12 protein-coding genes are annotated in these 12,931 nt (G+C 54.4%); 8 read left to right on the top strand and 4 right to left on the bottom strand.

The genetic code is table 11. The annotated features are described in order from the left end of the window. Positions 1-80: 80 nt before the first annotated feature. From ACTG33_RS13160 to ACTG33_RS13150, 3 genes are all read right to left on the bottom strand, one after another. A complete protein-coding gene (locus ACTG33_RS13160; protein ID WP_439135686.1) occupies positions 81-485 on the bottom strand; it encodes an HIT family protein in 405 nt (134 codons plus the stop codon). A 292-nt stretch (positions 486-777) separates the two neighbouring features. Then, complete coding sequence (locus ACTG33_RS13155) at positions 778-1,380, bottom strand: Tll0287-like domain-containing protein (RefSeq protein WP_439135685.1); 603 nt, start codon at positions 1,378-1,380, stop codon at positions 778-780. Positions 1,381-1,404: 24 nt separating this feature from the next. Further along, a complete protein-coding gene (locus tag ACTG33_RS13150) occupies positions 1,405-2,310 on the bottom strand; it encodes an MBL fold metallo-hydrolase (protein WP_439135684.1) in 906 nt (301 codons plus the stop codon). Between the two features lie 390 nt (positions 2,311-2,700). On the opposite strand from ACTG33_RS13150, the gene ACTG33_RS13145 reads away from it, so the two are divergent. The 6 genes from ACTG33_RS13145 to ACTG33_RS13120 all read left to right on the top strand — a co-directional run bounded on the left by ACTG33_RS13145 (position 2,701) and on the right by ACTG33_RS13120 (position 10,406). Continuing rightward, positions 2,701-4,059 (top strand): sigma-54 interaction domain-containing protein, encoded by a 1,359-nt coding sequence (locus ACTG33_RS13145; protein ID WP_439135683.1) that lies wholly within the window; start codon positions 2,701-2,703, stop codon positions 4,057-4,059. A 273-nt stretch (positions 4,060-4,332) separates the two neighbouring features. Then, positions 4,333-5,907, top strand: a complete 1,575-nt coding sequence (locus ACTG33_RS13140) for a cytochrome ubiquinol oxidase subunit I (RefSeq protein WP_439135682.1) — start codon at positions 4,333-4,335, stop codon at positions 5,905-5,907. Beyond that, positions 5,904-7,040, top strand: coding sequence for a cytochrome d ubiquinol oxidase subunit II (gene cydB, locus ACTG33_RS13135; protein ID WP_439135681.1), 1,137 nt, complete (start codon positions 5,904-5,906; stop codon positions 7,038-7,040). Before ACTG33_RS13140 ends, cydB begins: the two co-directional genes overlap by 4 nt. An 8-nt stretch (positions 7,041-7,048) precedes the next feature. Then, positions 7,049-7,162, top strand: a complete 114-nt coding sequence (cydX, locus tag ACTG33_RS13130; RefSeq protein ID WP_439135680.1) for a cytochrome bd-I oxidase subunit CydX — start codon at positions 7,049-7,051, stop codon at positions 7,160-7,162. An 8-nt stretch (positions 7,163-7,170) separates the two neighbouring features. Next, a complete protein-coding gene (locus tag ACTG33_RS13125; RefSeq protein ID WP_439135679.1) occupies positions 7,171-8,883 on the top strand; it encodes an ABC transporter ATP-binding protein/permease in 1,713 nt (570 codons plus the stop codon). Further along, a complete protein-coding gene (locus ACTG33_RS13120) occupies positions 8,880-10,406 on the top strand; it encodes an ATP-binding cassette domain-containing protein (protein ID WP_439135678.1) in 1,527 nt (508 codons plus the stop codon). Before ACTG33_RS13125 ends, ACTG33_RS13120 begins: the two co-directional genes overlap by 4 nt. A gap of 16 nt (positions 10,407-10,422) precedes the next feature. Here the strand turns inward: ACTG33_RS13120 and ACTG33_RS13115 are convergent, their stop codons facing one another. Further along, positions 10,423-11,304, bottom strand: coding sequence for a YicC/YloC family endoribonuclease (locus ACTG33_RS13115; RefSeq protein ID WP_439135677.1), 882 nt, complete (start codon positions 11,302-11,304; stop codon positions 10,423-10,425). A gap of 231 nt (positions 11,305-11,535) precedes the next feature. On the opposite strand from ACTG33_RS13115, the gene rph reads away from it, so the two are divergent. Together rph and ACTG33_RS13105 are read left to right on the top strand one after the other, a co-directional pair. Beyond that, on the top strand, positions 11,536-12,258 hold the full coding sequence (gene rph, locus ACTG33_RS13110; RefSeq protein WP_439135676.1) for a ribonuclease PH: 723 nt from the start codon (positions 11,536-11,538) through the stop codon (positions 12,256-12,258). A gap of 80 nt (positions 12,259-12,338) precedes the next feature. Beyond that, on the top strand, positions 12,339-12,931 hold a 593-nt coding region (locus ACTG33_RS13105), incomplete at its 3' end, for a hypothetical protein (RefSeq protein WP_439135675.1).

The following is a 12,931-nucleotide window of genomic DNA, read 5'->3' as shown; positions in this document are numbered from 1 at the left end:
TATTAACGTCGTTTTCAAATATAACGAATGTGTCTACATGTACTCATTATAGATACAGTGGTTAATCCAAATTTCACCCATCACAACCCACTCCAATAATCCGCCTTCTCCGGCACCACCCACCTGACTCCCCCACGGGGATCTTTCCCCGGTTCGTCATAACGAGGAATCAAATGCATATGGCAGTGGGGTACGGTCTGTCCGGCGGCAGCGCCTTCGTTGATACCGATATTGTAGCCTGCGGGGCGGAGTGTGTTATCCAAGTCGACCTTGGCCTGTTCCAGCAAGGCAAACATGGCTTCCTGCTCGGCGGGTGTCAGGTCAAAAAAGGAGCCGGTATGGCGGCGGGGAATGATCAGGCTGTGGCCTTCGGACACGGGGTAGCCATCACGGATCAGAAACGCGTGTTCGTTGCTCTGCAGAAGGCGAGAGTCGTCGGGAGTCTGATGTATGCCGCAAAAGGGGCATGTGGGTGATGCATCCATGGTGCGTCCTGTGCACGATATTTCGGGAGCTGTCCTGAGTGGTTCATACTAACGTACTAATCGGCAGCGGGGCAAAAACTTTGAACTGTGTCACGTTTGGTGGGTGGCCCTTCGACGGGCTCAGGGCGAACGGGGGGTTGGTGGGTGGCCCTCGATGCTTCGACAAGCTCAGCACTTAGGGTGAACCGGGGTTGGTGGGTGGCCCTTTGATGCTTCGACTAGCTCAGGGCTCAGGGTCCCCCGGAGTAGCGATGACCCTGGGTCCGGCGAATATGGGACTTCGCGATGAAGGTTATTCCCAAGTCACCACAAAGGCCCCGCGCAGTTCGCCGGCTTTGAACCCGGTGGCCTGGTCGTGAGGGTAATACTGGTGAATCTCTGCCCGTCGACTGTCGCTGATGTCGCCGTGGCAGGCGAGGCATTGCGGCTGTGTGACGATGGGGCGCATGTAGAGTTTGGTTCCGTCCTCCCGTACTGAGAAGTGCTCCAGCTCTTTTGGGTTTTTTTGGTTTTGGATGTCCTGTTGGAAGGTTTCCAGAACCGCTTGCTGTGCTTCGGTGGCGGCGTTGTTGGGGTTGCGGGTACGCAGTGCGGTTCGGCCCACGGCTTTTTGGTACTGGCTTGAGAGGTTTGCGGCAATGCTGGGAGCGGCTTCGGCGCAAACTTTGATGCCTTGCGCAATCCCCCCTTCTGACAGCGCGGCCTTCAATTGTGAGCCCAGTTGGCGCTGCAGTTCGGCGGTGGCCTGGCGGGCCTGCTGGATGTCCTCTTGGTCAGACGCACTGGCCAGAGTGGCGGTGCTTAAGCCGAGGATGACGCTTAAACCCAGCGTCAGTCTTGAACCCAGCTTCAGGCTTAAACCTCTAATCGTGTTGTGAACGTGTGTGTTGTGCATAATGTTTAGACTCTTGAGCGTGTGTTAAAAAGCATTGATCGGTACTTTTAAATAAATCTGATCGTTGTCTTCTGCGGCAGGAAACTGACCCGCCCGCATATTGACTTGCAGTGAGGGCAAAATCAGGCGTGGCATGTCCAGTGTGCTGTCTCGCTCTTCACGCATGGCCACAAAGGCCGATTTGCTTTTGCCTTCGCCGATATGGATGTTGTTGCGCCGTTGTTCTCCGACGGTGGTTTGATACTCCAGTTCGCGGCCGTCGGGACAGTAGTCGTGACACATATACATGCGGTAGTGATTGGGATAATCCATCAGACGCTGAACCGAGTTGTAGAGTGTGGCGGCGTCCCCGCCGGGGAAATCGGCACGTGCGGTTCCGGCATCGGGCATAAACAGCGTGTCACCGACAAAAATGGCGTCGCCGATAATATGCGCCATGCACGCGGGTGTATGGCCGGGGGTGTGTATTGCGTGACACTCGAGTTGACCAATATGGTAGGTCTCGTTGTGCTTGAAGAGATGGTCAAACTGGGAACCGTCACGTTCGAAGTCGGTGCCGGCATTAAACACTTTGCCGAAGGTGTCCTGTACTGTGCGGATGTGCTCGCCGATGGCTAAGGTGCCGCCCAGTTTCTCCTGTATATAAGGCGCCGAGGACAGATGATCTGCGTGGACATGGGTTTCAATCAGCCAGCTGACCTGTAACTGGTGTTTTTGGATGTGGTCAATAATGGCATCAGCCCCTGCGTAACTGACGCTGCCTGAAGCGTAATCGAAGTTGAGCACGGGATCGATAATGGCGCATTGTTGGCTTTGGGGATCTTTAACCACGTAAGACAACGTATTGGTGTCGCTGTCAAAAAACGCCAGGACGTCGGGTTTTAACTGGTGTTTTATCTCGGTTTGGGTCTGTTGGGTTGAATCGCTCATCATCAATTCTCGCTCACGGCTTTGCGGTGCACGGTTGGGGTCAGTCCGTTTTTTAGCGCTCAGTCATTCACTGTTCATTTATGTGTTCTTAAATAACGGATAACTTTTCAAATAACGGATAGCTCATTAACTCTAGTCAGGTGCCTGCCTGGGTCAAACCCATCGTTGATTTACTGTGGCTTACGATGGAGCAAGGTTTGGGCCAGCGTTGCGGTGTTTGCGTAATGGCTTGATTTAAAACAAGGTTTTATGTGTTTGTCGGACTTTTGCTTGTACATCGTTAGGGGGATCGCCAATATTGGCAGTGGTTTTTGCCGTTTTTGGCAAGTATGAAGCGGATTACAAGACCGTGAACGCTGACCACAAAACCATTGGGTACAGAGAGACAGCATGCAATTGATTTCCAGTGATGGGTCACGGCAGGGTGATTTAGGCATGCTGCTTGAGGGGTTTGAATGCCCGGCTATTCTGGTCGCGCCCGACTATCAAATTCTGGCTTACAACAGCCACTACACTCAGCACTTCGGAGACATTGAGCTGGAGCAACAGCCGCGCTGTTTTTCGGTATCCCATGCCTATTCCAAACCCTGTGACGAGTCGGGAGAAGATTGTCCCATGCGTGCAGCGAAGGCCTCAGGGAAGAAGGAGCGTATTCTTCATGTGCATCAGACGCCCCGGGGTAAAGAGTATGTCGATGTCGAGATGCTGCCGATATTGGCCGAGGATGGTACGCCGCGCTTCTATATTGAACTGCTGAAAAGTGTGAGCGCGGGCAGCGATCATGGAACGAGTAACCGCATGGTGGGTAGCAGTAAAGCGTTTACTCGCACGATGCACAAAATAGCCAAGGTCAGCGAGACCGATGCCTCGGTGTTGCTGCTGGGTGAATCGGGCACCGGCAAGGAGTTGGCAGCGCAGGCGATTCACAGCAACAGCCATCGCAGTGACAAATCACTGGTCACTCTTGAGTGTGCCGGATTAACCGATACCCTGTTTGAAAGTGAACTGTTTGGTCATGTCAAAGGTGCGTTTACCGGTGCGTCCAGCCATCGAACCGGCCTGATCGTGGCGGCCGAGGGCGGCACGTTATTTCTCGATGAGATTGGTGATGTGCCTATGTCGATGCAGGTTAAGTTACTGCGTTTGTTGGAGAGCCGTACCTATCGCCCGGTGGGTTCATCGGAGGTAAAACACGCCAACTTTCGTTTGATTTGTGCGACCCACAAAAATATCCCCGAGTTAATTGCCCAAGGGCTCTTTCGGGAAGATCTGTACTACCGTATCAATGTGTTTCCTGTGCGAATTCCGGCATTGCGGCACAGGAAGGAAGATCTACAGGAGCTGTGCAGCCTGCTTCTTCACAATTTAAGCCCAGACACACATTATCGCTTAACCCAGTCCGCCTTTTCGGTGCTTAAAAGCTGGGATTTCCCGGGCAATATTCGCGAGCTGCGCAATATCCTTTATCGTGCGCTGGTGTTGTCGGACAGCAATGTCATTGATGTAGACATCATGTCGGAAAGTCTGGTCTATGGTGAGGAGAGCCATCCGCAGAAGTCTCAAGCCGGGGGTGATGTAGAGGCTGATTGTGTACAGAACACATCCCACCGGGATTTGAAAACCGTCGAGAAACACTATCTGCAACAGCTCATGCGGGATTTGCAGGGAGATAAAGAACGGGTAGCTCAGGTGGCCGGGATCAGTGTGCGCTCTCTGTATCGCAAGCTTGAGCGGGAATCCGCTGACTGATGTTTGTCATATCTGACAGTAGGCTTGCCAGTTTTGGCGGGCCGGCGGCGTGCGGCTGTTGAGAAAATGTTAGAGACCGTTAAATCTCTTTATTTATCAATAAGTTAACCATTCTTATCAGGGTTGGCACAGTTTGTGGTTTGCTCCATTGAGCAGAAAGTTCCCTCCTGTGAGAATTGACTATGATCAATAGTCTCAGAGGGCTTTTCTGGGCGCGCCGGTTTTACCAAAACGCTGGCTACGGGTTTTATTCATGCACCAAGGAGGCATTTTATGAGCGATACGTTGGTAGAGCTATCGCGCTGGCAATTTGCACTGACAGCGATGTTCCACTTTATCTTTGTGCCACTCACATTGGGGTTGAGCTTCCTGCTTGCGATCATGGAGTCGGTTTATGTGATGACGGGTAAAGAGATTTACAAACAGATGACCCAGTTTTGGGGCAAGCTGTTTGGGATTAACTTTGCCATCGGCGTCGCCACAGGGCTGACCATGGAATTTCAGTTCGGAATGAATTGGTCGTACTACTCACACTACGTGGGTGATATTTTTGGTGCGCCGCTGGCGATTGAAGGTTTGATGGCGTTCTTCCTCGAATCGACATTTGTGGGTTTGTTTTTCTTTGGCTGGGATAAAATGTCCAAAGTGAAACACTTAATGACCACCTGGCTTGTGGCGTTGGGTTCCAATTTTTCGGCGTTGTGGATTTTGATTGCCAACGGCTGGATGCAATATCCGGTGGGTTCTGAATTTAATATGGAATCCATGCGTATGGAAATGACCAGCTTTGCCGAGGTGCTTTTCAATCCGGTGGCGCAGGTCAAATTTGTGCACACCGTCTCTGCAGGCTATACCACCGGCGCTATCTTTGTGCTGGCGATTTCCAGCTACTATCTGCTGAATCATAAACACATTGCGTTTGCCCGTCGCTCCTTTGCCATTGCCTCCAGCTTTGGTCTGGCTTCGGTGTTGTCGGTGATCATTCTGGGCGACGAAAGCGGCTATGAGCTGGGCGACGTTCAGCAAGTTAAGCTGGCCGCAGTCGAAGCGGAGTATGACACCCATCCGGCACCCGCACCCTTCACCGTCTTTGGTATCCCCAACGATGAGACTGAGACCACGGACTTCGCGATTCAAATACCCTGGGCCATGGGGATTATCGCCACGCGGTCACTGGATGAAGAGGTGAAAGGCATCAAAGAACTCAAGGAAGAACACCGCGAGCGGATTCTCTCCGGTATCAAAGCCTATGAGCATTTGTACCGTGTGCGTGAAGGGACGGCTACGCAAGAGCAGATCGACATCTATGAAATTAACAAAACCAACCTGGGCTATGCCATGTTGTTGCAACCGTTTGCCGAGGACATTACCCAGCCTTCGGAGCAGGCGTTGCAGCGCGCGGTAGACTACAGCATTCCACCGGTGGCACCGCTGTTTTACAGCTTCCGCTTAATGGTGTTGTCGGGCTTCTTGATGTTGGGCCTGTTTCTGGCGGCGTTTTATTACAGCACGCAACATAAAATCACCAAGCCTCGCTGGCTACTGAAAGCGGCACTGTACAGTTTACCGTTGCCCTGGATTGCGTCTGAAGCTGGCTGGTTTGTGGCAGAGTTTGGTCGCCAGCCCTGGGCCATCGCCGAGGTGTTACCGGTACACGCGTCCGTGTCTAATTTGAGTGTGGGTGACGTTGTCACCACTTTGGTTGCCTATACGGCTTTCTACACGGTGATGTTTATTATCGCCTTCTACCTGATGAAAAAATTTGCCAAGAAAGGGCCGATTCCACCCGACGATGAACAAGCGATGGATGCAGAGATCGGTTTGGTTTCTAAAGGAGCAGACGCATGATTGATTATGAAGTGTTGCGTGTAATCTGGTGGGTATTAATTGGCGTGCTGCTGATTGGTTTTGCCATCAGTGATGGTTTTGATCTTGGGGTTGGTGCTTTGTTGACCCTGATCGGTAAGACCGACGAAGAGCGCCGGGTGATGATCAATACCATCGGTCCTCACTGGGACGGCAATCAGGTATGGTTTATTACGGCAGGCGGTGCCATTTTTGCGGCCTGGCCGATGATCTATGCCACAGCCTTTTCGGGGTTTTATCTGGCGTTGGCGTTAACGTTGATTGCTTTGTGGATGCGTCCACTTGGCTTTGACTACCGCGGTAAGCTGCCCAGTAAAAAGTGGCGCAACGGTTGGGACTGGGCTTTGTTTGCCGGTGGTCTGGTGCCGTCACTGATTTTTGGTGTGGCGTTTGGCAATCTGTTGTTAGGCGTGCCGTTTGAACTGGATGACACTTTAAAAGCGACTTATACCGGCAGCTTCTTTGGATTGTTAACCCCCTTTGCCCTGTTAACCGGATTGGTTTCCGTCGCGATGTTACTGAACCACGGCGCCACCTGGTTGCAAATGAAAACCGATGGTTTCCTTGAGGCTCGCGCACGCAAGGTCTCCTTTGTGCTGTCACTGGCCACGGTCGCCATGTTTGTGCTGGCGGGAGTGTGGGTTGCCATCGGTATCGACGGCTTTGTCATCAGTTCACCCGTCGATACGCTGGCCACGTCCAATCCCTTGAGAAAAGCGGTGACTATCGAAGCCGGTGCCTGGATGAATAACTACGGCACCTACCCCTGGATGATCGTAGCCCCGGTGTTGGGCATTTTGGCGGGGCTCGCCTGCGCCTGGAACTCCAAAGCGGGACGTGCGGGCTGGGCATTTGTCAGCAGTGCGTTGATGATTGCCGGGGTTATTCTAACCGCCGGGTTTTCCATGTTCCCGTTCTTGATGCCGAGTACGACCATGCCGGATGCCAGTCTGACTGTGTGGGATGCCACGTCCAGTCTGATGACTCTGAAAATCATGTTCATCGTTGCCTGCATTTTTGTTCCCATCATTTTGGTTTACACCGCCTATGGGTTTTATGTCATGCGCGGCCGTATCAAGAACAGTGATCTCAATCAATCACACACCATTTATTAGGAGGCAGCATGTGGTATTTTACCTGGATATTGGGCGTCTTATTGGCGTGTTCCTTTGGCATCATCAACGCGATGTGGCTAGAGGCCACCGAAGACATGGATCGCCCCGACACTGAAGAATAAGGACTGACTTGCCTCAACAATCTTCACTCCTGACCTGGTTTAATCGCCAGGTCGCACGACAGGGTGTGGCTCCGGGTCGCACCTTGTGGTTATTAACCGGGCTCAAGTGTGGTCGAGCACTGGCGTTAATTCTGGCGTTCTGGTTTATTGCCGACATTCTTGCCGGTTGGATCACGGTGCCATCGCTGAGTTCACCGTTCTCACTGATCAGTGCCTCTATCTGTCTGCTGCTCGCCTGGGTATTGCAGGGCGCACATCTCAAGTTTACCTATCGTGCCAAGGCGTTGCTTTTGGGCGAGTTGGAACAGCGTTTGATGGATCAGTTTGTCCGTCAGCAGCACGCATTAATCCGGCATCACAGCAGCTATTACTGGCAAACCCTGTGGATGCAGCATCTACCTGCGCTGGTGGACTGGCGTTATGACTATCTGGTTCAGCAACGGGTGGCGTCGGTCATGCCAGTCATCACTCTGCTGGCCGTGGCGTGTGTGAATCCAGTCATTGCCGGTGGCCTGTTGCTGACTCTGCCGGTGGTGCCTCTGTTTATGATCATTGTCGGCAAGGGGGCGGCGAGCCTGCATCGCAAACATTTTGTCGCTCTGGAGCGTCTCGGCGGGTTGTTCGTTGACAGGCTTAAAGCCCTGCCGTTGCTGGCGACCTTTCAGGGCTACAGTAAACAACAAACCTTGTTGCAACAGGCCAGCGAGCAATTGAATCAGCGCACCATGAAGGTTGTGGGTGTCGCGTTTTTATCGTCTACCGTTTTGGACTTTTTCTCCACTCTGGCCGTGGCGCTGGTGGCGGTATTTATTGGCTTCAGTTTATTGGGTGAAATCAGTATTGGTACACCGGTGGCATTGCATTCAGGTCTTTGGATCTTGCTGACGGTACCGATGCTGTTGTCAGAAATGAAATTGCTGGGGCAGTATTACCATCAAAAAGCTCAGGCAGAAGCCGCGCAGCACGAGGTGCAGGATCTGCTCGTGCCTGTCAAACCGGTATCTTTTCAATCTACTACGACACAATCTACAACGACAAAACCTATAGCTACACAATCTATAACGACAAAAGCTGAAACTACCCATACACAACCTGCCCCATCCAAGCCGCCGGCATTTGCGGGATTGGATCTGTCCGGTTTTACTCTGCAAGACCCTGATTTGCAGGCCGATTGTTTACAGTTGAATCCGGGCGACTGGGTGCGCCTGGATGGCGCGTCGGGTGCCGGTAAAACGGTATTTCTGGAAGCGCTGTGTGGGTTTCGTGGCCAGTTAGACGTTTTAAGTCAGCACCGGTTACCTGCCGGTTTTGTGATGATCTCGCAGCAGGTGGTGATCCTGCCCTACAGCTTGCGCGACAATCTGTCCCTGCATCTACCGGTCTGTGATGAGGCGTTGTGGCAGGTTCTCGATCAGGTTGGTCTAACGCATTGGGCCCGGGCGTTGCCGCAACAACTGGACACCTTAATGGGTGAGCATCCGCCTCTGTCGGGGGGAGAGGCGCAGCGTTTAGCCATTGCCCGCATGTTGTTACAGGATGCCGAGGTCTGGTTGCTGGATGAGCCGACCGCGCATTTGTCGGAATCCCAGCACCGTGCAGTTGCCGATGTGTTGCACACCTGCTGTGCCGACAAAACTGTCATCTGGGCATCCCATAAAGCCTTACCCGAGACTTGGTTCAATCAGTGTTGGCAAATCCAGAGGGGCAGGATCAGCGCATGAAAAACTGGCCGTGGTTGAGTTTACTGTTGGCCATCGTACACACGGTGGCGGGTGTGGCGGTGCTGATTGTGTCGTCCTGGTTTATTGCGGCGTGTGCGGTGGCCTCGGTTAACTTCAATTATATGTTGCCCGCTGTGGTCATTCGGGGGTTGGCGTTGCTGCGCATCGCCTCGGGCTACGGTCAGATGTGGCTCGGACACCGGGATCTGCTCGCCCGAACAGGTCTGTTGCGTTTGCAATTGTTCCAGCGTCTGCAAAACCAGCGTATGGACGAGCGCAGTTGGCTGGTCGAGGCGCTGGCCAATCACACGGAAACCATCGCTTCACTGTGGATTTCTTGGGTGGCACAACAGTCCAGTGCGGTGATTATGTTGGCGCTGGGGCTGGGATGCTCACTGTGGTTGGGATTGCAGGGGGCTTACGGTTTTGTGTTGCTGGCGGTTGTCTGGCTGGGGTTAACGGTATATACCCTGCGCCGCGGTATTCAGATGGCGAGCCTGCAGGCCGGTTGTGAGCGAGAGTTTCGTTTTGACAGTGAGCATTTCTTCAGCGCCAGCAGTCTGTGGCATATTCTGTTGATTCGCGAGGGGGGCGATGACCGTTTGCGCAGAGCCCCCAGTGCCCAGCCACTGTGGCAGGCAAAACAGGCTCAGCAATTCACCGCTGAGCGCGCCGTGTGGTTACTGGTGGGAGCCAGCTTTATAGCGTTACTGTGGGTGATGGCCGCAGCGGATGAGGGTGTACTGGGGCGGCCGCAGGCGTTAATTATCCCGCTGTTGCTGTTGTCTGCGCCAGAGTGGCTGAGCAGGGCTCTGAGCACCCTGCCGGAATACAATCGTTTTCAGCGCAGTCGTAACACGCTGCAGCAGTTGACTCTGGTCGACTGCCCGCCCATCGATGCCCCCCCACTTACACACTCACTCAGTCTGGAGCAGTTTGCAGCGCGGGATTATCCGTCTCAATCACTGGCCTGTGAGTCACTGACGGCGACCCTGCCAGCCTGCGGTATTGTCCAGATTTCCGGTAGCTCTGGCAGTGGAAAAAGCAGCCTGCTAAAGGCACTGGCCGGTCATATCCCCTCGCGCGGTAAACGTCGGGTAGACGGGATCCAGTTGGCCGGTGGTCTGGTCCGTCAGTGGGGCTATGGCGAGCAGACCCCGATCGTACTGCAGGGCACCTTACGAGCCAATCTGGTGGTGGGGGATTCCCGGCTTTCGGACCACAGAATGATACAGGTGCTGGAACAGCTGGGGCTGGCGTATTTAAACGATCTGGATGTCTGGCTGGGCACCGGAGGCCGGCAGCTGTCGGGCGGAGAGCAAAAGCGCATCGCCCTCGCCCGCCTGCTGTTGTCCGATAAGACCGTGTGGCTATTGGATGAGCCGTTTGAAGCGCTCGACAAAGAGGCTCTCGGGCTGGTGGTGGCAGCGCTTAACGCCGCTGCTCAGGATCACCTGATTGTGTTGGCGACCCATGTCTTTCCCGAACAGCTGGAGGTTGTGCAGCGCATCGCCTTGGATTGAGGCGTCCGCTTGCGTCCTACTCAATATTCTGTATCTGCTCGCGCATCTGCTCAATCAACACCTTCAATTCAATCGCTGCCTGGGTGGTGTCGGTGACGATGGATTTGGAGGACAGGGTGTTGGCTTCGCGGTTGAGTTCCTGCATTAAGAAGTCGAGCCGGCGGCCGACGCTGTTCTTCTGCTTGAGGGTGCGGCGCACTTCGGTGACGTGGGTGTCGAGGCGGTCCAGTTCTTCGTCGACGTCGGTTTTCTGCGCCAGGTAGACGATTTCCTGCTCGAGTCGGTCCTGATCCACGTCGACTTTCAGGCTTTCCAGCTTCTCTAGCAGTTTTTCCCGCTGGGCTTTGAGGATGTCCGGCAGGATGGCGCGCACTTGAGCGACCTGGGTTTCGATGCCCTGCAGGCGCTGTTCGATGAGGTTTTTGAGTTCCTCCCCTTCCCGGGCGCGGTTGTCGATCAGGGTGCTCATGGCCTGTTTGAACAGCTCGAGGCTGGTTTTGAGCAGTTCGTCGCGGTCGATGTCGTTGTCGGCCAGCATGCCGGGCCAGCGCAGCAGTTCCAGCGGGTTAACCGGGGCGATGCTGGCGTTGGTGCGGCCCAGTTCGCTGCTGACGTTGTCGATGGCGTTGCTGACTTGTTTCAGCAAGGTGGTGTTGATGGCCAGTTCTTGTTGGCTGTCGGTACCGCCCAGTTGGTAGGAGAAAGAGGCTTCAACCTTGCCCCGCGACAGGCTTTTGCGCATCTGTTCGCGCAGTGACGGTTCCAGTTCGCGGAGGAAATCCGGCAGGCGGAAATGAGGCTCCAGATAGCGGTGGTTTACACTGCGCACTTCCCATATCAGGGTTCCCCAGGGGTATTTGGCTTCCTGGCGGGCAAATCCGGTCATACTGCAAGGCATGTTTTTTATTCTCTCTCTGTCGAAATAAAGTGCTTTCTCTCTAGCGACGCTGATAGTAGCACAGGGGGAGCGCTAAGCAGCTCGGATAAGCCCTGATTGGGTGGGCGTCTGCAGTTATTGTGGTTGGCTTCCGCTATAATGGCGCGACATTTCAAATGTCGTTCCGGTACGCACTTGGCACCGGGACGAATGGAAATATTGCCTGAATGACTGAACTACCGAGGTGTTTTTATGCAACGACCCAGTGGCCGCACGCCAGACAGCCTGCGCGATATCCGCATTACCCGTAACTTTACCTGCCATGCGGAGGGTTCTGTGCTGGTGGAGTTCGGCAATACCAAGGTCATTTGTACCGCCAGTGTCGAAAGCGGCGTACCGCCGTTTATGCGCGGTGAAGGTCGTGGCTGGGTGACAGCGGAATACGGCATGCTGCCCCGCTCCACCGGCTCCCGTATGCGTCGCGAAGCGACAGCCGGCAAGCAAGGCGGCCGCACCGTAGAGATCCAGCGTCTGATCGGTCGCTCGCTGCGCGCGGCGATGGACATGGATGCGCTGGGTGAGAACACCATCAAAATTGACTGCGATGTGATCCAGGCCGACGGCGGTACCCGCACTGCGTCCATCACCGGTGCCTGTGTGGCGCTGGCCGATGCCATCACCCACCTGAAAGGCAAAGGCAAAACCAAAGGTGAGCCTCTCAAACGTATGATCGCATCCGTGTCTGTGGGCATCTACCAGGGCGAAGCGGTGCTGGATCTGGACTATCCGGAAGATTCCAACGCCGAAACCGATATGAACATCGTCATGGCCGACGATGGCGGTATCATCGAAATTCAGGGCACCGCCGAAGGCGAGCCATTCAGCGAGGCCGAATTCTCCGCCATGATGGCACTGGCCAAGAAAGGCATTAACGACCTGAATGAAATCCAGAAAGCGGCGTTGGCGGGTGACTGAGCCAGCTTTCTTTCTCCCTGACCTGCTGCTAAAGTCAGATAAATAGTCAAATAAAACAATAACAAAGATGACGTAAACGAATGGCAGCGAAATACCGGCGAATGCTTGGCGGCTTGTTATTGCTGACCCTGGGGGTGTCCCTGGGGATCGGTGGTTGGCTTTTGTGGAAAGCCGAGGCGCCGTCTGAAAAGACGGCTAAAGCGTCCCTGACCACGGTCAGAGAGATCAGAGGTGCAAGGGAGCGGCCATCGAAACCGGTCATCACCAAGCTGCCTCTGGAAAACCCTCGGCCAGGAGTGATCCGGGTTGGGGCGGTCTCCCAGTTTTCGCCACCCTACAACTGTGACGACAACTACCGGGATTACTGCATCATCCCTGAGGTGCTGGAACGGGTCTTCACCCAGCGGGGTTATCAGGCGGAATATCAGTCCGTTTCCCTGCCCAGGGAATTCATCGAGCTGGCAACGGGCCGTCTGGATGCGGCCATGGTCTATACCAATACTTTCCTTTCTTTGGATGATTATCCCGACACCGTGCACGTGTGTCCGGTACCCGCATTTCACGCGCCGATCAGCGCCTTTGCGCGCCGCGACCGGCCGGTGGAGTTGAACAGCGCCGAGGACATGTTGAAGCATCATCTGGTGGCGATTCGTCTGCCAGGGTTTCTACGAGG

Origin of the sequence: Pseudomaricurvus sp., from assembly GCF_965662505.1 — a bacterium.
Lineage (GTDB): Bacteria > Pseudomonadota > Gammaproteobacteria > Pseudomonadales > Cellvibrionaceae > Pseudomaricurvus.
Note: the sequence above shows the minus strand (reverse complement) of the source record. Positions and strands in the feature narration are given on the sequence as shown.

What these genes read in the sequence shown, in the direction of transcription:
- rph (WP_439135676.1), top strand. Translation starts at nt 11,536, where the DNA reads ATGCAACGACCCAGTGGCCGCACGCCAGACAGCCTGCGCGATATCCGC.
- cydX (WP_439135680.1), top strand. Translation starts at nt 7,049, where the DNA reads ATGTGGTATTTTACCTGGATATTGGGCGTCTTATTGGCGTGTTCCTTT.
- ACTG33_RS13120 (WP_439135678.1), top strand. Translation starts at nt 8,880, where the DNA reads ATGAAAAACTGGCCGTGGTTGAGTTTACTGTTGGCCATCGTACACACG.
- ACTG33_RS13160 (WP_439135686.1), bottom strand. Translation starts at nt 485, where the DNA reads ATGGATGCATCACCCACATGCCCCTTTTGCGGCATACATCAGACTCCC.
- ACTG33_RS13150 (WP_439135684.1), bottom strand. Translation starts at nt 2,310, where the DNA reads ATGAGCGATTCAACCCAACAGACCCAAACCGAGATAAAACACCAGTTA.
- ACTG33_RS13145 (WP_439135683.1), top strand. Translation starts at nt 2,701, where the DNA reads ATGCAATTGATTTCCAGTGATGGGTCACGGCAGGGTGATTTAGGCATG.
- ACTG33_RS13115 (WP_439135677.1), bottom strand. Translation starts at nt 11,304, where the DNA reads ATGCCTTGCAGTATGACCGGATTTGCCCGCCAGGAAGCCAAATACCCC.
- cydB (WP_439135681.1), top strand. Translation starts at nt 5,904, where the DNA reads ATGATTGATTATGAAGTGTTGCGTGTAATCTGGTGGGTATTAATTGGC.
- ACTG33_RS13140 (WP_439135682.1), top strand. Translation starts at nt 4,333, where the DNA reads ATGAGCGATACGTTGGTAGAGCTATCGCGCTGGCAATTTGCACTGACA.
- ACTG33_RS13155 (WP_439135685.1), bottom strand. Translation starts at nt 1,380, where the DNA reads ATGCACAACACACACGTTCACAACACGATTAGAGGTTTAAGCCTGAAG.